Genomic DNA, 21,031 nt, shown 5'->3' with positions numbered 1-21,031 from the left:
ATTAGTAGATGATAATATACGAAAGTGGTCTTTTAAAAGTTCGTAAATTAGAAAAAAAGGATAATATTCGCTTAGTTAAATGGCTTTCTGAACCATCTGTCCTCAAATTTGATGAAGGGAGAGATAAGCCGTTTGATTTAGATAAAGTGAATAAAGTGTTTTATTCTTCTGAAGACGATGAAGTGAGATGCATCGTGGAATATGATAATAAAGCGATTGGGTATATTCAGTTTTACAAATTAGATAGTAAAACGAGTATGTTTTATGGGTATAAGACAGAACTAATATACGGAACAGACCAATTTATTGGCGAGAGTAACTATTGGAATAAAGGAATCGGAACATTACTCGTCACGTCAATGATTAACTTTTTAGTTGAAAATAAGAAAGCAGACTATGTAGTTATGGATCCACAAGCAAGGAATGTAAGAGCAATTTCATGCTATGAAAAGTGTGGATTAAAGAAGGTCAAAATTCTTCCGAAACATGAATTGCATGAAGGCGAGTATCATGATTGTTGGTTGATGGAGTATCGCAAATGAACTATCAGTGAGGAAAAATATATTAATTTAAATGGGGAATAAGAATGAATCGAAAAACTCCAAAATCGGCTAACAATAAAGCAATTTTGGAGTTTGTGGAGGTATTGGCGAATACTTTGGGATATCCCCTTTAGGTATTCGTCTGATTTTTGTCCCACTCTTAACGGGCAGTAATCCCCCAGCTAAAGTTGAGAAAAATTGAGGAAGCTAAGTGGGGGAATAACTGCCCGTAAAGGTCCGATAAGTGCAACTAACCCTCAGTGGAGGATGAGAAAAACCCCCACTGAGGGAAGTTTTCTTGATAGTAACACTGCCACTTTCCCTTATCATCTATATTATTTTGGTAAATAGTTTACAGATCCACCAAGAAGTTTGTAATTATATTTTAGGAAGTGTCTAATAATGATAAATAATTTAAAGTCAGATTGTCAAAACTGCTTTGGACTGTGTTGTACAGCATTGCCATTTGGAAAATCAGCAGACTTTCCAATTAATAAAGATGGAGGCGAACCCTGTATCCATTTATGTTCAAATTATTCTTGTTCCATCCATGAAACATTAAAGGATAAAGGTTTCCATGGGTGTGTATCTTATGAGTGTTTTGGTGCAGGGCAGCATGTTTCACAGTCTATTTATAACGGTATGGACTGGCGGGAGGGAGAACATGCAAGAGAAATGTTCGAAGTCTTTCTTCTTGTTCAACAATTGCATGAAATGCTTTGGTACCTTCATCAAACACTAACATTAAAGGAAACTTCGTCTTTTCATGGCAAACTTCAAAAGATTTATGAAGATACAGTTGAGCTAACAGTAAGAAAGCCAAAAGAGATTTTAGAAATAGATATTGTTTTCCATCGCAGTAAAGTTAATGCACTATTAATAGAATCAAGCAAAAAATATAGAAACAATTGTGTGAATAAAGGGAAAAAGAGACAGTTAAAGAATAAATCAAACTATATAGACACTAACTTTAATGGTTTAAATCTACAAGGTGAAGATTTTCGTGGGAAACTAATGATTGCATCTAATTTAAGCAAATGTGATTTAAGGCGAGCAGACTTTATTGGGGCAGATCTTAGAGACGCTGATTTAAGTGGTGCAAATTTAACAGACGCTCTCTTTCTCACACAGTCACAAATTAATTCAGCCATTGGGAATGTACATACTAAAATACCAAACTATCTAGAAAAGCCAAGTCATTGGACGAAGAGTAGTATTTCTTGATTTTTCGTGTGACAAGTTACAATCTAAATAAAATACTAAACTGAACTCATTTACTGATTTCAGTTTTTTTAGGTCTTAAGTGTCTATCTTTGGATAAATGAAATGATAAAAAATCATCAACTTTCATAAATAGAAATTTTTTATTCATGAAATGGAAAGCTCAGATTTAGTGGTGCATAAATATAATGAAGGAACTCGTTTCTTGGAATATCAATAGAAAGAGGAGATTGGTCATGGTGAGACTAAATACTTTATTTCAGCATAAAGTGAAAGGTTGGCAGTCAAAGCAAATTATTTTTCAAATCCCGCCATCCATCGGAGAAACAATAATAATTGATAAAGCTTACTACAAAATTGTAAATATTATGCATTACGCAGAAGACGGATCTGTAGAAGTAGTTGCTAATGCAGAATAATAAATCGATTAGAAAATTCTGAGATATACTGAGACTTCAAGTATATAATAGTTTTTTGTTTTGTGTATACAAATGCCTATTCTTCTCATTATTACAGTAAATGATGTCTAATTCTTTTCATTTAAGCTATAATAGTAAATAGACACACTCTGAAGGAGAATGTATGAAAACTAAGGCTAAGATTAAAGGTGTTAAGTATAGCTCAGACTACAAATTTCCAAGATACAAGGTCAAATTAGAAACACCTGAGGGGAAAGTATTAATTATTGCCTTCGATCATACTTTATCGTCCAAATCAAAAGGATACGTTCCATTAAATGTTAATTATGATGGTGAAGACATGGGCAATAAATTGTCATGGTATTCGAAAAAAATCGAAAATATGACAATTAATAACTTTCTAAGAATTTTAGCTGGTAAAATTGATAAATTTTATAAGGTAAGCTAGAGACTCTCTGTTTGAGAGTTTTTTTCTTGCGTACATATAGTTTTTAATCATTTTAATGACGTGCACAATAAAGTAAGCGGTTACATTTAGCTTATCTGCTTCATATTATATATTAAATATTAAATAATCGAATGGGTTAGGAGAATGAATATGATATTTGAAGCGCTTCCGACATTAGTTAAGATTTTGTTTTACTTATTTTTTGTATTAACGATGGGGAATTAGCGAGGACAAACCTTATTTCAAATAATTGGCTGGATTCAGTAAATGAACTCAGCTTTTTCATGTCTTAAAGTATGCCGATATGGATAAATAAAAAGGTGCTATAATTATTTAGGAAAATTATGCAAATTATAACGATAAAAGTGCACCCTATTGTAAATCCATGTCGTCTAACTAGCGATTCTGTAAGGGGGGAAGAAGTGATATTGAAAAAATTGGAGCATTTCTTATTAAATGAAGTAGAGGAGAATGAATTAGATAAACTGTTAGAAGAGATTATGATTTTGTATGGAGATGAACTGACACGGTTAGCTTATACATATGTAAAGGATATAGAAACAGCAAAAGATATTGTGCAAACTGTTTTTATTAAGTGCTACACCCATTTAAAAACGTTCAAAGGAGAGGCTAAATTAAGAACTTGGCTCTACCGAATAACAATTAATAAATGTAAGGATTATGTGAAAAGTGCTTATTTTAGGCGGTTTACTTTATTTAAGAAAGATGATTATAAGAGTGAGACCGTGACTTCTCCAGAAGAGGAAGTAATTGATCAAATTATGCAAGCGGAACTAAAAAATATAATTTTAAATCTCTCGCCAAAATATGCAGAAGTCATCCTATTATATTATTATGAGGAGCTTGATATTAATGAAATTGCTGATATTCTACAAATCTCCAGAAATACTGCTAAAACGAGATTAAGAAGAGGCAGAAAAAATCTTATCCCATTCCTAAATAAGGAGGAGTTCAGATGAAGAATGATTCCAAGGTCATAAAAGAGTCAATAGGAGAAGTAATGAAAGATGCCCACTTTTCACAAATAGATCGACAAAAAGTATTATTGCAAGTGAAAAATAAGAATGAAGAGAAGGCTTATCATCATAATTTTGTGATTTTATATAAAAAATATATAGTAACTACGATAATTGCTTGTCTATTCATTTCATTAATGCTGACTTTTCCAAAACTTTCACCAACTCTAGCAAATACACTCTCTTCCATCCCTTTTATTGAATCTATTTTCAAAGCATATGGTGATGGTGGATTAAAGAAAGGGAAGGACAGCCAATTAGTATCAAATATTATTGCTACTTCAAAAAGTAATGATGTAGAAATGACGATAGAAGAAGCAATTTATGATGGAGAAAGAATATCATTTAGTTATGTAGTAGAATCAAAGAAACCAATCAAAGATTATCAGATTGATAATCTAAATGTTTCCTTTAAGGAAGAAGCAAGAGCTGGTTTAGGGAAGTTAACAGATGGTAATTATGAATTGGTGACTCCCAATAAAGTAGCTGGGATTGGAACAGTAAATTTCATTAAACATAAGGAATTACCAAAGGAAATTGAAGTTCATCCCTATTATGCAGTAGTAATAAACGGAAAGTATGAAATCTTTCAATTTGAATTTAAACTTACCAAAACGGAAAACCTAGAAATAATGGCTCCGATGATTACTAGACAAAGCAATGAGAGCGAATTTACAGTTGAAGAAATAAAAAGAACGCCAATCACTACAGTGGTTAAGATGAGCTTTAAACGTCCACTGACAAAAAAAGATGATAAAATTTTAATGTTCCGATTAATCACAAATGAGGGAGAAGTAATACCTTGGATTTATAATACACATGGCTATGGTGGAATCACAATAAAGGATAATATGGAAGTGGTGGATTCTATTCAGGAATCATTTGAAGGGTTAGATGAAAATACAGATTCGGTGACCATTCAACCAATGATCGTCAATATTAATTCGACATATAATCCAATAGAAGAACCATTTAGAGGGAAGGATACTAATTTAGATATAGGGGGATGGGGGAAAATCAATATTATTGGAGTTAAATATACGGGGAATGTAATGACGATAACCTATGAATTAAATAGTCCGTTTCCTTTTTCCCATTCGAACTATTTTACATTAAAGGATCGTAAGGGCAAAGTATATTATGGGGCTAATAAATCTATAACCTTTAAAGAGAAGGATCATTATATTTTCGAAGAGGAATATATGAATATTCCCAAAAAAGAATTGACTATTGAATATATGCAAGAAGAAGCTCCTGAAATATTGAAGGATTTAGAAATTGAAGTTCCATTAAAATAGTCTAATCTATCGCTTTTTCCGATATCTTTTAAAAAGAAAAGGAACCCAAAAAAACTTAAGTAATTCCCTTTCTGTGGGGAAACATATGAAATAGAATACTTATAAGTAGACCAAATTGCATATGATTTGGTCTTTTCTTCTTCTTTGTTTTATTGGTTTTAATATATAAAATCGCACACGAAAAAGCGACAAAATTTATTAATACTTAAATTAATGCATAAGATATTATCCTACTAAACATTTGTATAAGAAAACTCGATCTATACTGTATTGAATTCTTTAAGTTAAATTTAAAATAGTTCCTCAATAGATTAATATTATGTGTATATTTTGTGTCGTAAAATGTTATTGTGACTGCTAGAATAAAGTGTACAGTTTTTGCTTGATAAGATGAAACGCTTATTTACCCAAATATACCAGCAAAAAATATCAACCTATCACTGTAAAATGATCATAGTTCATACTTGCAGTGGAGGTTAGCGAAGGTGGATAAGTGGGAAATGTACATGGAGATAAAGCAATTATTAAAGCAAGGATTTAGTCAGACAAAGATAGCTGAAAAGTTAGGGGTTTCTCGAACAACTGTTTACAGGCACTTAAAGAGATCTCCTTCGGAGATGGCGGAATGGGTTGATTCTCTTCAGTATAAAAAGAAAAAATTAGATCCATATAAAGAACTGATTTTATCTTGGTTGAGAATGCATCCGGATATGTCAGCAGCACAAGTTTATGATTGGCTTTTAGAGAAATATAAAGATCTAACTGTTGGAGAAAGTACAGTAAGAACATATGTAAAAGCATTAAGAGAAGAATACAAAATAAATAAGGAAACATCTCCTCGAATGTATGAGGCAATTCCTGATCCCCCAATGGGAGAACAAATGCAAGTAGATTTTGGTCATACGAGACAAAAAACTGTTGATAATAAGGAAGCCAAACTCAACTTTATAGCTTTTGTCTTATCACATTCTAGACAAAAGTATAAAGAGTGGTTGGATAGACCATTTACAACACGGGATGTTATACAAGCCCATGAGAACGCGTTTAAATGGTATGGAGGAATGACCAATGAGATCGTTTATGACCAAGATAGTTTAATTGTTGTTAGCGAAAATGGTGGAGATCTAATTTTAACTAAAGAATTTCAGCAGTATAGAGAATCCAGAGGAATAAACCTTCGGGTTTGTAGAAAAGCTGACCCTGAGAGTAAGGGAAGAATAGAAAATGTAGTTGGATTTATCAAACAAAACTATGCCAAACATAGAGTGTTTCATAACATCGACTCTTGGAATGAGCAAGGATGGGAATGGCTGAACAGAACGGGTAACTATAAAATACACAATACAACAAAAAAGAGACCATTCGAAGTGTTCCTCCTGGAAAAGCAACACTTAAAACCAGTCTCCCAAAATATAGATATTCAAAATAACTATGAGATAAGTATAGCAAGATGTGTTCATAAGGACAATACTATTCGTTACCAATCTAATCGGTACTCTCTTCCACTTGGAACTTATAACAAATATGAAAAAGTATGTATCAAGGAAACGGAGACTAAAGAATTAGTTATTTATATACCTGATACTGGCGAAATTATTGCAAAACATTCAATTCCCGAAGGGAAAGGGATGTTAATAAAAGATAAAAAACATAGTAGGGATCGTACAAAAGGTGTTGGAGCATTCATTAATACAGTGGCTGAGAGATTTGAAGATAAAGAACTAGCCTTTAAATATTTAGAGAAGGTTAGGGAAAAAAATCCTCGTTACATTAAAGACCAGTTGCAAATCATCTTGCGCGAAACAAAAGGTATCGATAACGAAGTACTGACTAAAGCGTTAGCAGAGTGTTTAAAAAGGAAATTATACAGTGCAACTGATTTTGGCGATATCATTGCATATGTGAAACGTCAGCGCCAGGTACATGAAACAGTTATTGATAAAAAGAAAGAAGTTAAGACTTTGAACAGGCTATCAGAATGGGTTTTAGAAACAGAAGCATACAAAAGAAAAGTAGATACTTACACGGTTTTAATGGAGGTTGAATAGCGATGAGCCAAATCCAACAATTACAAGACATAATGAAAGGGTTAAGACTCGTTGAAACTGCCAAGCATCTCCCCCATTTGATCAGAGAAGCTGAGCAAAAAGACCTTTCATTTACTCAATTCCTGTTAGATGCTCATAAGCCCCAAAATGAACTTGGACAATAAGAGTAATATTTATTATACTGCTTAATGTACCAAGGAGGCTGACATCATGAAACGAATAAAACATTCTAAAGAATTTAAATTACAAGTCATCAAGGAAGCCCAAGACACAGGGAAGAATACCCTTGTAGCTCGCCGGTATGATCTGAATCCCAATATGGTTAGTCGCTGGGTTCGTGAATACAAAGATGGTAAATTTGGTGAAGTAGATGTGGCTGTGCTGCCAGATATAGACTCCAAAGAATTATCCAAAGAAAATGAAAAACTTAAAATGTTATTAGGTGAAAAAGACCTTGAAATAGCGATCCTGAGGGATCTTATAAAAAAGAAAAACCCTCACTTGCTGAAAAGCATGAAGTAGCTAACAAATGGATTCAAAAAGGCTACTCGATTTCAAAGGTGCTTAAAATCATAGGTATTCCTCGATCCACATACTATTATCAAAAGAATTATCGTGTTGAGGAGAAAAAAGTAAGTGAGGGACGTCCAGCACCAGGTTATTCGATCCAAGAGGACGGTCAAAAGATATCAGACGAACAGATTAAAGAATTTCTACTAGAAGAGATTGCCGGTGATTGCTATAACTATGGTTATCGCAAACTCACTAAGGTCTTAAGGCGAAAATACAAACTTAAAATTAACAAGAAAAAAGTATACCGGATTTGTAAAGAATTGGGCATCTTACGCCCACAGCGCCAAAAGAAAGTCTCATACCCTAGGAAACTAGCAAGAAATCGCATTATTACAAGATCTAATCAGCTATGGGAAGCTGACATTAAATATGGCTTTATCGAAGGTGAGGATCGCTTTTTCTTTGTCATGTCCATCATCGATGTTTATGACAGGGGCATCATTACCTATCATATGGGATTAAGCTGCACTGGAGATGATGTCAAACAGACACTGAAAAGGGCATTATTAAAACGCCAACAATATGATGAATTGGAAAAACCTGTAATCCGAACAGACAATGGACCGCAGTTTATTTCCCATACTTTTGAAAAGTTTTGTGAAGATTCCAAAATTGAGCACGAAAGAATTCCACCAAGAACACCAAATATGAATGCTCATATTGAGTCTTTCCATCGCATTTTTGAGGACGATTGCCTATCCAGATGGCAGTTTGAAACCTACACAGAAGCATATCAAGAAGTCATGAATTTTATGGAGTTCTACAACGAGAGACGTATGCATTCTAGTATACTAGATTTGTCACCAAAGGAATTCTATCAAAAACAAGATTCATTGGTGATCAAGGAGGTTCGGGTGTAATGGATGTATTCATTCAAAGCATCAGCTTGATTTGGAGTGGCGGGCATGATAGCCTCGTTCGGCGATGCCAATGTTGTAAAACAGCTGGCTTCTTGGCAGGAGAATCATGCCCGCAGAGGCTCCATGTCAAGCAACATGGCCTTTTTGAAGAATAATGAAAGAAATCTATAAAATAAAAAACTGAGGAAATGAAAGAATAAGAGAGTTATTGTCCAAAATTCGGGGGTTAATCCGTTTCTACATATCCTTCATTTTCTAAAAGAAAGATGAAATTTTCAAATTCCCTCTGCTTGAAATTATATTCTTTTGCTATTGGTAAAGCTGTACCTATATTGATCTCTCTTAGAACACTATAGGTAACCTTCATTAACAAACCTCTTCTTTCTTTTTATACTATATTTGAGAAAATCACTTGCTAGACTATTCTTTTATTGCTAATTTCTCCGTCCTTATTCCTATTAAAACTAAACAGCTGCTGAACTAGCTTTTCAGATAGTTTTATAATTCGAGTTTGTTAGTTACAATTGAGTTTTTTGAATAAATAGATACAATAATATTATATTTAATTTGAAATTTTTCGGAATGGAAAAGATGTGTTGTATGGACTATTTTAAAAAAGCTCCCATATTAAAAGGTAATAAAGTGACATTACGTATGATTAATCCAGATATAGATAACCAATCTTTTTTTGATATGTTTCTAGAGCCAGACCTTCATTTATGGACAGGAAATACTGTTCCAATCAATGAGAATGAAACATATGAACTTCTTTGTAAATATCGCGACTTAAATGGACTAATTTCATGGGCTATAATTAATAATGAAACTCAAGAGTTTATTGGGACTTATTGGATCGCATTAGAAGATGAGAATCCAAAGTTAATTTCCTCAGAAGCACAAAGGATAGGTAAGAAATACTGGAGGCAGGGATATACAAAAGAAGCAAGGATTCTAATCTATGATTTTGTATTTTTTCAGTTATTTGCTGAAGAAATTCATGCAGTGGCATGGAAAGACAATATAAATTCCTGCAAATCAATGGAGTATATTGGTTTTAGTTTAATCCATACAGAAAAGAGTTTATTCTCAAAGCATAATCAAGTACTTGAGAAAAATCACTATATTTTAAAAAAAGAAATATGGATAAAGAGAAGACAAGAAATTTTATTATGATAGTGAGTGAAGCATGGATAGGATAAGACAATTTTTTATGTAAAGGGAGAAAAAATACGTTAAAGACTAAAAAATGAAAATTATTCTTAAAAAAAATCACTAGCGTCGCATTAAAATAATTCAAAGCCCTTTATAAATCTGAATTTTCTGCAATATTATTCATGCACAAAAAAATCCTTTATAATGGTTGGGTGGTAGTAAACCATCCAAATCCAAAATAAAGGACATACGCATGGATAAGTTTACACGAAAAACATCATTTGAACAATGGCTTTCACCGATTTCCTCCACAAAACTAGAGGAACTTGTGGAAGCCTATCAATTAAATTACTATACAAAGAAGCTGTACATTGCTTCATTCTTGAAATTACTCGTATTCGCACAACTCAACGAAACCGAAAGTCTACGTGCGGTTAGTGATACGTTATTCTCGGATGACCTACAAAAAGCAACCGAACTAGAATCAATTAGCTTTTCGCAACTGGGACGCCGGCTAAATCAAGTGCCGACAGAGGTGTTCCAGCAGGTGTTTCTAGATTTAGTCGCGCAAATTCATAAGAAAACGCATTTTGAAAAGCGACGGAAAATGACAACACCACTGAAAATCATCGACTCAAGTACGTTACCATTGAACCTGAACAATCATAAATGGGCTGAATTCCGCAAAACAAAATCAGGCATTAAGCTCCATTTACGTCTTGTTTACTTAGAAAAGGGCTGTTCATACCCGGATAAAGCGGTGTTAACGAATGCGATTGAACATGATCGAGGTCAGCTAGAAGTACTTGTTGACGACAAAGAGTGCATGTATGTTTTTGACCGTGGTTACTTGGATTACAAGCAATTTGACCGTATGACAGACGACGGGTATTTCTTTGTCTCACGCTTACGAAAAAACGCCGTTACACATCAAATCGAGAAATTTCACCTTCCAAAAAATTCAACTGTTTTATCAGATGAAATGATTTCTTTGGGCACAGCACAAAGTCGGGCTGGTAATGAGTTTCGACTACTGAAAGTGATGGATTCAAAAGGGAATGAGCTGCACCTCATCACGAATCGTTTCGACTTAAATGCGGATGAACTCGCTGAACTGTACAAATCACGCTGGGCAATCGAGCTGTTTTTCAAGTGGATGAAACAACACTTGAACATCAAAAAGTTCTACGGACAAAGCGAACAAGCTGTCCATAATCAAGTGTACATCGCGATGATTGTCTACTGTTTAAACGTACTGGCTCAGTTGGGTACAAACAGTTCACGGACGTACTTACAAATTAGTCGGTTGTTAAAAGCAGCACCGTGGAAATCCGCACACATTTGGATTCGAAAAATAGCAGGAAGAGCTGTCCCGTAAAGGTTTAACCGTCTCTGTCGCCCTCGCCAAAGGTTATAGTGAAAAAATGGATGATTACTACCTCTGTTCACGTGTCTTCATTTTTCTTCTCAAACGGAAAAATAATAAAACAGAAAATTCAGTCAATATTTATGCGACGTTAGTGAAAAAAAATAAAAGATAAATTTTAATAAATAGTTTGTAGATAATCAATTTTGAAAGAAAATTAACACAAATACTGTTTCTCTATTTAAAAATTAATATATTAAATCTTGCTCTCCCCTCTAACTATCATATAGATTAAAAAGCAAAAACTAAACATAAAACCAATTAACAAATGAGCGGAGATCTCTACATCTATCGTGCCGGAAAATAAAATAGATATCGCAACTCACTAGTGTTGCATAAATATTGTCGCAATTTTCAGTCTGATTATCCTCCTTGTTTAGAGCCAAAAAGGTAAATACCTATTCAAAGGTGGCTCCATCCATTTGGGTTTTTTTTACAATTAGACTTGTGCGACAACAACAATTTGCTTATTAAGGGATGGCTTTCCCTTCAATCTTTCGAAGCCAGATATGGGCTGGTTTCCACAATGCAGCCCTTAAATAACGGCTAATTTGTAAGGTTTTTCGCTTACTTCTTGTTTCAAGTTGTACGAGAACATGTAGGCAAAAAACAATCAGTGCGATAAACACTTGGTTTTGAATCGCCCATTCACTTTGACCGTAGAACTTTTTGATGCTGAGATGCTGTTTGATCCATTTAAAGAACAACTCAATTGCCCACCGTGATTTGTACATCTCTGAAATTTCTTCGGCACTCAAATCAAAACGATTGGTAATTAAATGCAGTTCATTTCCTTTTGAATCCATCACTTTTAGAAGACGAAAGTAATTTTCAGCACGGTTTTGAGTCGTACCAATCAACACCATTTGATCTGACAAAACAGCTGAATTCTCGGGTAGTTTAAAATTATAAACTTCCCGTATGACTGCGTTTTTCCGTAGCCTTGAAAGAAAAAAGTAACCATCATCTGTCATTCGGTCAAAGCGCTCGTAATCTAGGTAGCCACGGTCAAACACATACATGCATTCTTTATCATCAACCATGATTTCAAGCTGACCACGATCATGTTCTTTTGCCGTTGTTAAAACAGCCTTTTCAGGATAGGAACTCCCTTTTTCCATAAACACAAGTCTCAAATGCAACTTGACACCCGCTTTTGTTTTGCGGAACTTTGCCCATTTATGATTGGTCAAATTAAGTGGCAATGTGCTTGAATCAATGATTTTTAACGGCATAATAAGCTTTGTATAATGTGTTTTTGCATGAATTTGTGCGACTAAATCAAGGAAAAGCCTTTGAAATAAATCTGGATTTATACCGTTTAATCGGCGTGAGAGCTGAGAAATACTGATTGAATCAAGATCAATGCCTTTTTGTAGTTGGTCGTCGAAAAGACAATCGCTTAGCTCATGCAAACTTTCGACTTCTTGTAGCTGTGCAAAAAGGAGTAATTTTAGAAATGAGTCTGTTTTTAGTTTTTTCGTATAGTAATCTAATTTCAACGTTTTCACGGTTTCTTCAAAAAGTTGAAGATTTATTGGTGAAAACCATTGTCCAAATGAAGTTTTTCGTGTAATCTTGTCCATGAGTTGGTCCTTTTTTAGTGGATTTGGACGGGTTACCACCTGACTTATCCATTATAAAGGACTTTTTCTTTGCATAAAATAATAAAATTGAACATTTTGAGTATTTTTAATAGTGAAAATAAATTAATGCAACACTAGTGATCGCAACTCCATAAATAAATCCTATCATCATAGCAAATAATCTATTATATCCCTCCACTTGAAGACAAATTTCTATTATGATAGTTTGGACTAAAATAATAAAAAAGCCCAAAATAGTTTGATAAATAAGTAGGGCGGTGAGTTCCTGCACACTATGATGACTAATAAACAAGATAGCGTTTAGAAATATATAACAAGCAAAGCTGACAACAAATCCCTTCATTACATTCATAATTAAATATTCCTTTAATTCATTTTCAGTTTATTCTTTATTTTACCAAAAAACAAAGGTAATTTGTTTTAAAAGTGAAAAACTAGTTGTTTAAGAGAAATCAATCAAATAATCAGGAGGAAGCAATGAAAATATTAATCGGCCAACCAAAACGTGAGAACAACTTACAACAATTAATAGCGGAAATAAAGAGTAATTCTGAAGTTGATTTAATGCTATTTCCAGAAGGTTATTTTACAGCCAATTATTTAGAGGAAGTATGTCATTTAGCAAATAAACATCAAACATACATTGTTACAGGATATAAAGATGAAAAGAATAAGGATAGAGTATTTATCGCCAACCATTTTGGAAAAATAATTTTAGAAAGAGCAAAAACACCTGAGAATGAAGGATTATATACACCATCCAAAATAAACGATAAAAATTTTTCATTCGGTTATTTACTATGTAGAGAGATTTTTCAAGGATTAGTAGGTTTAGAGAATGGAAAGGTTGATATCATTTTTAATCCTATAGGTGTTGGAATGTTTAGTGAAGAACAATATGAAGAATGGACAGATGAAGCAAGAAAAATTGCGATAAGGGAAAAAGCTATGGTTATTGGGACAAGCCATGCCGACGGCTGTGCGCCACGAAAGTGTGCGTGAGTAGCGAGACTACTCAAAGCAGCTATGCTGTACAAATGATGACGGTGGGCCCGTCGGAGTCGCCATACAGGTGGAGATTTCAAACTACCTTAAGGTGCTGTAGTCAAAAGCTATGGTATTGAGCGTTAAGGAAAAGGCAGTCAAGAACTGTCAAGTGCGTGTTATGGAGATGAATGAACATGTGAACCACTTACGGAAATGTCGAAAGCGTAGAGATTCCATCAAAACTAGGGGGTAGTCGTTAACCTAGGATGAGCTTAGAGGAAACCTGTTTACTGTCTAAGTGGTGGGCGGCATAGAGGTGGCATGAACATAACACAGGCGTTTGTACGGAACGTGGGAACCTACGGGCTGATGTTAAGGGAGTATTTCAAGTGGAAGACCCACAAGAAAAGAGTACCGATGCAGTCATAGGGGCAGATTGGGTTGTAGTAGTGATGAAACTTCTGTAATAGAAACGGAGCGAAGAATCCAAGTTATTCAGTTTCAAAGGATAGGTCAACTTTGAAAGGAGGAGGAACCTATGCAAGAAACAAAACCGTTTAGTATTTCAAAGAATGCAGTAATGACTGCATTTGAGCGAGTTAAAGCCAACAAAGGGGCATACGGGATTGATGAACAGTCTATTGAGAGCTTCGAACTAGACTTGAAGAATAATCTGTACAAACTATGGAATCGTATGTCCTCAGGAAGCTATTTTCCTAAACCAGTAAAAGCAATAGCTATTCCCAAAAAGAACGGTGGAACAAGAACACTTGGTATACCTACAGTCGAAGACCGAGTGGCACAGATGGTTGCGAAATTATATTTTGAACCATCAGTGGAGAAATTGTTTTATGAGGATTCTTATGGATATCGACCAAATAAATCGGCGATTCATGCGATCGAGGCTACAAGGAAAAGATGTTGGAGGAAAGACTGGGTATTAGAGTTCGATATTAAGGGACTGTTTGATAATATCCGACATGATTACCTCATTGAAATGGTAAAACGTCATACAAATCAAGAATGGGTCATCTTATATATACAAAGATGGCTAACTGCACCTTTTCAAATGGAGGACGGAACGTTAACAGAGCGGACTTCTGGCACTCCGCAAGGAGGGGTCATCAGTCCAGTTCTTGCGAATCTATTTCTTCATTATACATTTGATGATTTTATGACAAAAGAATTTCCAAGTATTCCTTGGGCAAGATACGCTGATGATGGAATAGCACACTGTGCTTCATTGAAACAAGCCAAATATCTTCAACGAAGACTGGAAGAAAGATTTCAATTGTTTGGATTGGAGTTGAACCTGGAGAAAACGAAAATTGTCTATTGTAAAGATGATGATAGGCAAGGGGACTATTCGACTATCTCTTTCGATTTTCTAGGATACACATTTCGTCCAAGGCACTCAAAGAATAAATATGGAAAATTCTTTACAAACTTCTTGCCAGCTATTGCCGACAAGGCAAAGAAAGCAATCAGAAAAGAAGTGAGAAGTTGGCGACTACAGCTCAAAGTAGATAAAACACTGCAGGATATTTCCAACATGTTCAATAAGAAAATCCAAGGTTGGATTAATTACTATGGACATTTCTATAAATCAGAAATGTACAGTGTACTGCGATATATTAATAGTTGCTTGGTAAAATGGGTTCGCCGAAAATACAAAAAGCGAAAACATCGAAGAAGAGCGGAACATTGGTTAGGAGCTATTGCACATCGAGAACGCAAGTTATTTGTGCATTGGAAATATGGAATACAACCGGCGATGAATAATGGGAGCCGTATGAGCTGAGAGGTTCACGTACGGTTCTGAGAGAGACTGAGGGGGAGGTTCCTTCGGTCTACTCACTCCTACAGAAATTGTGGTTTTTCTATCCCGATTGCATATTGCTTTGATCAAAATGGCAATAATTTATTGCTTTCAAAAAATGATACTCGAACTAGAATTTTTAATACTGAGACTAAGCTAATAAAGTTAGTAGAGACAATATAGTAGTCACAGAAAAGAGGGGAAAGTTTTCCCTTTTTTCTCTAAATAAATAGGATAAGTACACAAAAATTCACTACATATAGAATAATTCTTTTAAAAAGTTGTTTATAAACACTTGCAAATCGTAATCATTTCGTTTTATTATATAATAGTTCTTTCTATTTTAACATTAGATGTTAAAATAGAAAGAATAGCAAAAAAAGAGAATTTTTTATCGGTTTATAAATCGTAATCATTTCGATTTATTTAAAGGAGTGAAATTATTGAACAACAAGAAAATTCCAGTTACCGTTTTAAGCGGCTATCTTGGTTCAGGCAAAACTACTTTATTAAATCATATTTTATCTAATAGAGAAAACTTAAAAGTTGCTGTGATTCTCAATGATATGAGTGAAGTAAATATCGATGCTTCATTGGTGAAACAGGGTGGTTTCTCAAGAACAGATGAAAAATTGGTGGAAATGCAAAATGGTTGCATTTGCTGCACACTTAGAGAAGATTTAATAATAGAAGTAGAAAAGCTTGCAAGTTTAGGTAATATTGATTATATCGTAATTGAATCTAGTGGCATTAGCGAACCGATTCCCGTTGCGCAAACATTTACATATGTAGATGAGAGTGTTGGAATTGACTTATCTCGATTTTGTCAGTTAGATACAATGGTTACTGTAGTAGATGCCAATCGTTTTTGGCATGATTTTTCATCGGGCGAAAGTCTTTTAGACCGTAAGCAAGCGGTGGATGAAATGGATGAAAGAGAAATAGCAGATTTGTTAATTGATCAAATTGAATTTGCTAATGTGATTGTGTTGAATAAAACGGATTTAATTTCAGAAAGTAAACTTCAAGAATTGAAAGCAGTTATACAAAAATTTAATCCAGAAGCTAAAATCATTGAGAGTGAATATTCGTGCGTTCCCTTAAATCAAGTTTTAAATACTGGGTTATTTGATTTTGAAGCCGCAAGTCAAAGTGCAGGCTGGATAAAAGAACTGAATGAAGAACATATTCCGGAGACAGAAGAATATGGAATTTCTTCCTTTGTATATCGAAGCAATAAACCTTTTCACCCAGTTAGATTGATGAATTGGCTAGAAAACTGGCCAGATGAAGTTGTTCGTGCTAAAGGATTTATTTGGTTGGCTACTAGAAATGATATTGCCGGACTACTTTCTCAAGCTGGACCCTCCTTAACCATACAAGGTGCAGGGAAGTGGATAGCAGCTTATCCAGAAATGGAGCAAAAAGAAGTTTTAGAAGAAGATCCAGATTTACAAAAACGTTGGGATTCCTTATACGGAGATCGAATGACAGAGTTAGTGTTTATTGGAATTGGCATGAATCAACAGCGAATGGAAGAAGATTTAAATGCATGTTTATTGACTGAAATGGAAATGAAAAAGGATTGGACCAAATTTATTGATCCATTACCTGCATTTTCCTGAGAATGAGCAAAAAATAAAATTTACTAGGAGGAAGAAAAATGAGAGTAAAAATTACATTAGCATGTACAGAAACAGGAGATAGAAATTATATTACAACAAAAAATAAGCGGAATAACCCAGATCGTATTGAGTTGATGAAATATTGCCCGCGTTTAAAAAAACGTACTTTACATCGAGAAACAAAATAGTTTTTTATATAGTTTAAATCGTAATCATTCGTATTAATAGATTGAATGGATTGGAGGAAAGAAAAATGGCAAAAAAGTCAAAAATAATAAAAGAAAAAAAACGTCAAGCAAAGGTTGAAAAATATGCTGTTCTTCGATTAGAGCTCAAAGAAAAAGGGGACTATGAAGCGCTTAGAAAATTACCGAGAGATTCTTCACCAACCCGTTTAAAAAACAGATGTGAAGTGACTGGCAGACCAAGAGGCTATTTGAGAAAATTCAAAATGTCCCGCATCGCTTTTAGAGAATATGCTCATAAAGGACAAATTCCAGGAGTGAAAAAAGCAAGTTGGTGATTAATGACAAGAAAAGTCGTCAGATATTAAAGTTTGACGGCTTTTATCTTAAATCAAAGTTGGAGGAATATAAAATGAATTCCGTAAATCCTATTTTAGTTCCATTTTTTTATCGAAGTGCTATTGCAAATTTGCCAGAAAGAAAACGGGAAATTTATCAATACATAGAAAGTAAAGAAGCAGAGTTAGAAAAGATTGCTGCAAATGAGAAGCAGTTTATGGAGTTAATGGTTGAAAAATCACCCTTCAAAGAGGCTGCGGACCATTTTTCCCTCACTATGTCGACTATTAAAGAAATAATGGATGAAGCTCAAGCAGAAATAGATTTAATGATAATGGCGAGAATTAATCGAATGCGATGGATTAATTACTCAAAGACTGAAAGAAAATTTCAAAAAAGAAAAAATAAGAAATGGACATTTGTTTTTGTTTCTTAATTATTTCTTTTTAGAGCAATATTCATTTAAATGGAATAGATATGACAAGTTATACGTAATAAATCGTAATGATTACGTTTTGTTACGTTAATGAATAATGTTCCTATTATTTTGAAACTAGGAGTGTATCTTTATGAAATTAGTAATAGTAGGTGCTGGCCCATCAGGAATTGGCTTAGGAATATTATTAAAAAAGCTAAACTTCCATGACTTTATTATTTTAGAAAAAGAAGACATTGGTGCAAGCTTTCTAAAATGGCCAAAAGAAATGAAACTAATCACGCCGTCTTTTACAGGACACGGGTTTGGAATGTTAGATTTGAATGCTCTGGCACCTGAAACCTCTCCAGCATACACGTTTGGAAAAGAACATTTAACAGGAATAGAATATGCTAAATATCTTCAATTGTTAGTAAGTCATTATAAATTACCAGTTAGAAAAGCTTATGTAAAAAAGGTAGAAAAAAGTGATGGGTTATTTCAAATTTATACAGAAGAGCAAGAAATTGAATCCACTTATTTAGTATGGGCGACAGGGGAATATACTACTCCTGATTTAAGTCCATTTGAAGGTTCTGAATTGTGTCTTCATAACAGTTATGTTCGATCTTGGGTAGATTTACAGGGAGAAGAATTTACGGTTATCGGAGGCTATGAGAGTGGAATAGACGCAGCATATCACTTAACGCAAAACAACAAAAATGTGACGGTAATTTCTAATTCTTCCCCTTGGAAGTCACCAAAAGCTGACCCAAGTATATCCTTATCCCCGTTTACAAAGGAACGATTAGAAATTGCTGATGACACAGATCGATTAGAGATACTTGAAGATGTAGAAGTATTGAAAGTATCTATAGTGGATGGGGACTATGTACTCTATTTATCAGATGGGACAACCCATGTATCAAAAACAAGACCTATTCTAGCAACAGGTTTTATACCTGGCGTGAAACAGATTCATGAATTATTTGAATGGGATAATTCCAAAATTGTTAAATTAACGCTAAAAGATGAGTCAACTATAACACCTGGATTGTTTTTAATAGGACCTAATGTGAAACATCAAAATGTGATTTTTTGTTATATATATAAATTCCGCCAACGATTTGCAGTTGTCGCAAAGGAAATTCTAAATCGTAGCAATATTACTTATCCAAATGAAGTATTTGATATTTATCGAGAGAATAATATGTATTTGGATGATTTATCTTGTTGTGAGGTGAATTGTGAATGCTAGCAAATGAAAGCATTCATGATAATAATATAGTTATTATAGGATTTGAATCTTCTGGTAAAACCACTTTATTTTCTAAACTATCAGGTAAAAAGAGGACAGATGAAGCAAATGTAAAAGGTTCTACCGTTCATATTGCTAGTGCTTCCTATGGAAATGGATATTTAAAAGATATGCCAGGAATTAATCAAACAGATTCATTTACGCAAAGAATAGTAAAGGAGGAAATAATAAAAGCAACAACAGTCTTTATAGTAGTTCGTGGTACACATTTTATAGAAGAGTTAGAAAAATTATATCCATTGATCGAAAATACAACCAAAAAAATAGTTCTCTTTGTGACCTTTTCAGATAAAATGTCAACAGATGGAAAACAATTGCTGTTAAAACAAATCACAACGAAGAAGTTACCAATATTTATTACCGACACTCGTCACTTAAACAATGATATTAAGGAGTTAGTGTTAGAATGTGTTAACGAGGAGGAGTCGATTAAGCCTTCTCAATTAAAGGAGTTACTAAATTTATCAATTAGTAATATGGAGCCACCATCTCTGTTCTTTGAAAGAAAATATATGGGAACATTCATAGCTTTCATTTGCTTATTTGCAATGTTTGTTATTCCAGTAATTTTAGCTTATAACATATCAAACTTTGTTCAGCCACTCGCCGATACTTATTTCATTGATAAAATAAAGACTTTATTTAGTGATACTCCTAGAATCGTGCAAATGATTTTTATAGATGATTACGGGCTATTATCCCTTGGTATGTATTCTTTTATTTGGGCGTTTCCAGTTGTCCTACTGATTAGCTGTAGTAAAGCATTAACAGAAGAAACGGGATTAAAGGATCGTATTATAGATACTATTGAACCAGCCATTGAAAAGATAGGTTTAACAGGGAGGGATATAGCTCCGATTATTACTGGATTTGGATGCAATGTAGTGGCAGTATTTCAGAGCAGGAGCTGTCATTCTTGCAGCAGGACTCAATGTATATCGTTTATTTCCTTTGGATCGGCGTGTAGTTATCAAATTGGAGCAACATTATCAATATTTAACACAGCACATGCACCTTGGCTTTTTCTTCCCTATATTTCATTTTTATTATTAGGAGGAATTCTACACAATCGTTTATGGTTTAAAAACCAAAAGATTCAAGAACATAACTTCATGCGAAAGGCATTTATTCAAAAACCGAGTTTGAAGAATTTTATCTATCAAGTAAAAGTAGATTTATTGCAATTTATAAAACAAGCAATGCCTATCTTTTTGATTATTTGCATTATCGCAGGTTTATTGCAATATTTTCATATAATTTCTTATTTAGCTATCATTTTTAATCCATTGTTAACCCTTTTTCAGCTTCCCACTGATGCGGCAACAACACTGGCTTTTTCTATTATTAGAAAGGACGGAATTTTGTTAATAAATGAGGGGAATGGTGCCTTATTTTCTGTACTATCTAATTTTCAATTATTTATATTAGTCTTTCTGGCTTCTACTCTCACTTCCTGTATCGTTACATTATCGACAATTTGGAGGGAACTAGGGTTTAGGCAAGCAAGGAATATTATTTCAAGACAATTAATAACATCTATTTTAGTTGCCTTATCCTTATTAGTCATTCATCAACTTTTTCAGTATTCATTGTAAATACAGGAGTTAATAAATGAAGCCGCTGAAAAAGTATTCCTATCTATAGTAAATTAGAATATAGGGCATTAGAAAGTGAAACGAATGCAGCCTCCTAAATTTTTTAACAACCAATTA

The 21,031-nt window shown here is 34.0% G+C and carries 25 protein-coding genes; 22 read left to right on the top strand and 3 right to left on the bottom strand.

Annotation, left to right across the window (positions count from 1 at the left end):
• The first annotated feature begins 8 nt into the window (after positions 1-8).
• From HHU08_RS13810 to HHU08_RS25495, 12 genes are all read left to right on the top strand, one after another.
• The gene (locus HHU08_RS13810) at positions 9-542 is read left to right on the top strand and encodes a GNAT family N-acetyltransferase (protein WP_169188692.1); all 534 of its coding nucleotides are present in this window, start codon (positions 9-11) and stop codon (positions 540-542) included.
• Between the two features lie 103 nt (positions 543-645).
• Positions 646-744 (top strand): hypothetical protein, encoded by a 99-nt coding sequence (locus HHU08_RS25975; protein ID WP_084668807.1) that lies wholly within the window; start codon positions 646-648, stop codon positions 742-744.
• Between the two features lie 200 nt (positions 745-944).
• Positions 945-1,766 (top strand): pentapeptide repeat-containing protein, encoded by an 822-nt coding sequence (locus tag HHU08_RS13800; protein ID WP_016205466.1) that lies wholly within the window; start codon positions 945-947, stop codon positions 1,764-1,766.
• 233 nt (positions 1,767-1,999) lie between these two features.
• Complete coding sequence (locus HHU08_RS13795) at positions 2,000-2,182, top strand: hypothetical protein (RefSeq protein WP_016205483.1); 183 nt, start codon at positions 2,000-2,002, stop codon at positions 2,180-2,182.
• A 163-nt stretch (positions 2,183-2,345) separates the two neighbouring features.
• Positions 2,346-2,630: a hypothetical protein gene (locus tag HHU08_RS13790; RefSeq protein WP_016205482.1), complete on the top strand. Its 285-nt coding sequence runs from the start codon at positions 2,346-2,348 to the stop codon at positions 2,628-2,630.
• A gap of 422 nt (positions 2,631-3,052) precedes the next feature.
• Positions 3,053-3,610, top strand: coding sequence for a sigma-70 family RNA polymerase sigma factor (locus tag HHU08_RS13785; protein WP_328823011.1), 558 nt, complete (start codon positions 3,053-3,055; stop codon positions 3,608-3,610).
• Entirely contained in the window at positions 3,607-4,965 is a 1,359-nt protein-coding gene (locus tag HHU08_RS13780) for a DUF4179 domain-containing protein (protein ID WP_169188690.1), read from the top strand. The genes HHU08_RS13785 and HHU08_RS13780 overlap by 4 nt, the downstream gene beginning before the upstream one ends.
• Before the next feature lie 485 nt (positions 4,966-5,450).
• The gene (istA, locus tag HHU08_RS13775; RefSeq protein ID WP_016205450.1) at positions 5,451-7,013 is read left to right on the top strand and encodes an IS21 family transposase; all 1,563 of its coding nucleotides are present in this window, start codon (positions 5,451-5,453) and stop codon (positions 7,011-7,013) included.
• Positions 7,014-7,015: 2 nt separating this feature from the next.
• Positions 7,016-7,177 carry a hypothetical protein gene (locus HHU08_RS13770; protein WP_205835616.1) on the top strand — a complete coding sequence of 54 codons (162 nt, stop codon included), beginning with the start codon at positions 7,016-7,018 and terminating at the stop codon, positions 7,175-7,177.
• 46 nt (positions 7,178-7,223) lie between these two features.
• The gene (locus HHU08_RS25970) at positions 7,224-7,535 is read left to right on the top strand and encodes a transposase (RefSeq protein ID WP_016205489.1); all 312 of its coding nucleotides are present in this window, start codon (positions 7,224-7,226) and stop codon (positions 7,533-7,535) included.
• An 11-nt stretch (positions 7,536-7,546) separates the two neighbouring features.
• Positions 7,547-8,446 carry an IS3 family transposase gene (locus HHU08_RS13765; protein WP_040344397.1) on the top strand — a complete coding sequence of 300 codons (900 nt, stop codon included), beginning with the start codon at positions 7,547-7,549 and terminating at the stop codon, positions 8,444-8,446.
• A 45-nt stretch (positions 8,447-8,491) separates the two neighbouring features.
• Positions 8,492-8,617, top strand: coding sequence for a hypothetical protein (locus HHU08_RS25495; RefSeq protein ID WP_263479876.1), 126 nt, complete (start codon positions 8,492-8,494; stop codon positions 8,615-8,617).
• A gap of 55 nt (positions 8,618-8,672) precedes the next feature.
• Here HHU08_RS25495 and HHU08_RS13760 read toward each other — a convergent pair whose 3' ends face one another.
• On the bottom strand, positions 8,673-8,813 hold the full coding sequence (locus tag HHU08_RS13760) for a hypothetical protein (protein ID WP_169188689.1): 141 nt from the start codon (positions 8,811-8,813) through the stop codon (positions 8,673-8,675).
• Between the two features lie 233 nt (positions 8,814-9,046).
• Between HHU08_RS13760 and HHU08_RS13755 the strand changes: the two genes are divergently transcribed.
• Positions 9,047-9,619 (top strand): GNAT family N-acetyltransferase, encoded by a 573-nt coding sequence (locus tag HHU08_RS13755; RefSeq protein ID WP_169188688.1) that lies wholly within the window; start codon positions 9,047-9,049, stop codon positions 9,617-9,619.
• A gap of 232 nt (positions 9,620-9,851) precedes the next feature.
• The gene (locus HHU08_RS13750) at positions 9,852-10,976 is read left to right on the top strand and encodes an IS4 family transposase (protein WP_036180785.1); all 1,125 of its coding nucleotides are present in this window, start codon (positions 9,852-9,854) and stop codon (positions 10,974-10,976) included.
• 518 nt (positions 10,977-11,494) lie between these two features.
• Here the strand turns inward: HHU08_RS13750 and HHU08_RS13745 are convergent.
• Both HHU08_RS13745 and HHU08_RS13740 read right to left on the bottom strand, forming a co-directional pair.
• The gene (locus HHU08_RS13745) at positions 11,495-12,610 is read right to left on the bottom strand and encodes an IS4 family transposase (RefSeq protein WP_016201461.1); all 1,116 of its coding nucleotides are present in this window, start codon (positions 12,608-12,610) and stop codon (positions 11,495-11,497) included.
• Positions 12,611-12,716: 106 nt separating this feature from the next.
• Positions 12,717-12,983, bottom strand: coding sequence for a hypothetical protein (locus HHU08_RS13740; RefSeq protein WP_169188687.1), 267 nt, complete (start codon positions 12,981-12,983; stop codon positions 12,717-12,719).
• A gap of 125 nt (positions 12,984-13,108) precedes the next feature.
• Here HHU08_RS13740 and HHU08_RS13735 point away from each other — a divergent pair, with 125 nt between their 5' ends.
• The 8 genes from HHU08_RS13735 (at position 13,109) to HHU08_RS13700 (ending at position 20,914) form a co-directional block, all read left to right on the top strand.
• Positions 13,109-13,633, top strand: coding sequence for a hypothetical protein (locus HHU08_RS13735; protein ID WP_235678821.1), 525 nt, complete (start codon positions 13,109-13,111; stop codon positions 13,631-13,633).
• A 523-nt stretch (positions 13,634-14,156) separates the two neighbouring features.
• Positions 14,157-15,419: a group II intron reverse transcriptase/maturase gene (gene ltrA, locus HHU08_RS13730; protein WP_016205475.1), complete on the top strand. Its 1,263-nt coding sequence runs from the start codon at positions 14,157-14,159 to the stop codon at positions 15,417-15,419.
• A gap of 461 nt (positions 15,420-15,880) precedes the next feature.
• Positions 15,881-17,062, top strand: a complete 1,182-nt coding sequence (locus tag HHU08_RS13725) for a GTP-binding protein (RefSeq protein ID WP_169188686.1) — start codon at positions 15,881-15,883, stop codon at positions 17,060-17,062.
• Positions 17,063-17,100: 38 nt separating this feature from the next.
• Positions 17,101-17,250 (top strand): 50S ribosomal protein L33, encoded by a 150-nt coding sequence (gene rpmG, locus HHU08_RS13720; RefSeq protein WP_016203575.1) that lies wholly within the window; start codon positions 17,101-17,103, stop codon positions 17,248-17,250.
• 65 nt (positions 17,251-17,315) lie between these two features.
• Positions 17,316-17,585, top strand: a complete 270-nt coding sequence (gene rpsN, locus HHU08_RS13715) for a 30S ribosomal protein S14 (RefSeq protein WP_169188685.1) — start codon at positions 17,316-17,318, stop codon at positions 17,583-17,585.
• Between the two features lie 74 nt (positions 17,586-17,659).
• Positions 17,660-18,022 (top strand): hypothetical protein, encoded by a 363-nt coding sequence (locus HHU08_RS13710; RefSeq protein WP_016203577.1) that lies wholly within the window; start codon positions 17,660-17,662, stop codon positions 18,020-18,022.
• 133 nt (positions 18,023-18,155) lie between these two features.
• Entirely contained in the window at positions 18,156-19,259 is a 1,104-nt protein-coding gene (locus tag HHU08_RS13705; protein WP_169188684.1) for an NAD(P)/FAD-dependent oxidoreductase, read from the top strand.
• Positions 19,253-20,914 (top strand): nucleoside recognition domain-containing protein, encoded by a 1,662-nt coding sequence (locus tag HHU08_RS13700; RefSeq protein WP_169188683.1) that lies wholly within the window; start codon positions 19,253-19,255, stop codon positions 20,912-20,914. The genes HHU08_RS13705 and HHU08_RS13700 overlap by 7 nt, the downstream gene beginning before the upstream one ends.
• Positions 20,915-21,031: the final 117 nt, after the last annotated feature.

Origin of the sequence: Niallia alba (assembly GCF_012933555.1) — a bacterium.
GTDB lineage: Bacteria > Bacillota > Bacilli > Bacillales > Cytobacillaceae > Niallia > Niallia alba.
This window is presented reverse-complemented; position numbering and strand designations above follow the sequence as displayed.

Excerpts from the sequence above, each read along its gene's own strand:
- HHU08_RS13790 (WP_016205482.1), top strand. The coding sequence starts at position 2,346 with ATGAAAACTAAGGCTAAGATTAAAGGTGTTAAGTATAGCTCAGACTAC.
- HHU08_RS13740 (WP_169188687.1), bottom strand. The coding sequence starts at position 12,983 with ATGAATGTAATGAAGGGATTTGTTGTCAGCTTTGCTTGTTATATATTT.
- HHU08_RS13745 (WP_016201461.1), bottom strand. The coding sequence starts at position 12,610 with ATGGACAAGATTACACGAAAAACTTCATTTGGACAATGGTTTTCACCA.
- HHU08_RS13780 (WP_169188690.1), top strand. The coding sequence starts at position 3,607 with ATGAAGAATGATTCCAAGGTCATAAAAGAGTCAATAGGAGAAGTAATG.
- HHU08_RS13800 (WP_016205466.1), top strand. The coding sequence starts at position 945 with ATGATAAATAATTTAAAGTCAGATTGTCAAAACTGCTTTGGACTGTGT.
- HHU08_RS13770 (WP_205835616.1), top strand. The coding sequence starts at position 7,016 with ATGAGCCAAATCCAACAATTACAAGACATAATGAAAGGGTTAAGACTC.
- rpmG (WP_016203575.1), top strand. The coding sequence starts at position 17,101 with ATGAGAGTAAAAATTACATTAGCATGTACAGAAACAGGAGATAGAAAT.
- HHU08_RS25970 (WP_016205489.1), top strand. The coding sequence starts at position 7,224 with ATGAAACGAATAAAACATTCTAAAGAATTTAAATTACAAGTCATCAAG.
- HHU08_RS25495 (WP_263479876.1), top strand. The coding sequence starts at position 8,492 with ATGATAGCCTCGTTCGGCGATGCCAATGTTGTAAAACAGCTGGCTTCT.
- HHU08_RS13710 (WP_016203577.1), top strand. The coding sequence starts at position 17,660 with ATGAATTCCGTAAATCCTATTTTAGTTCCATTTTTTTATCGAAGTGCT.
- HHU08_RS13735 (WP_235678821.1), top strand. The coding sequence starts at position 13,109 with ATGAAAATATTAATCGGCCAACCAAAACGTGAGAACAACTTACAACAA.
- ltrA (WP_016205475.1), top strand. The coding sequence starts at position 14,157 with ATGCAAGAAACAAAACCGTTTAGTATTTCAAAGAATGCAGTAATGACT.
- HHU08_RS13760 (WP_169188689.1), bottom strand. The coding sequence starts at position 8,813 with ATGAAGGTTACCTATAGTGTTCTAAGAGAGATCAATATAGGTACAGCT.
- HHU08_RS13700 (WP_169188683.1), top strand. The coding sequence starts at position 19,253 with ATGCTAGCAAATGAAAGCATTCATGATAATAATATAGTTATTATAGGA.
- rpsN (WP_169188685.1), top strand. The coding sequence starts at position 17,316 with ATGGCAAAAAAGTCAAAAATAATAAAAGAAAAAAAACGTCAAGCAAAG.
- HHU08_RS13750 (WP_036180785.1), top strand. The coding sequence starts at position 9,852 with ATGGATAAGTTTACACGAAAAACATCATTTGAACAATGGCTTTCACCG.
- HHU08_RS13795 (WP_016205483.1), top strand. The coding sequence starts at position 2,000 with ATGGTGAGACTAAATACTTTATTTCAGCATAAAGTGAAAGGTTGGCAG.
- HHU08_RS13755 (WP_169188688.1), top strand. The coding sequence starts at position 9,047 with ATGGACTATTTTAAAAAAGCTCCCATATTAAAAGGTAATAAAGTGACA.
- HHU08_RS13810 (WP_169188692.1), top strand. The coding sequence starts at position 9 with ATGATAATATACGAAAGTGGTCTTTTAAAAGTTCGTAAATTAGAAAAA.
- HHU08_RS13705 (WP_169188684.1), top strand. The coding sequence starts at position 18,156 with ATGAAATTAGTAATAGTAGGTGCTGGCCCATCAGGAATTGGCTTAGGA.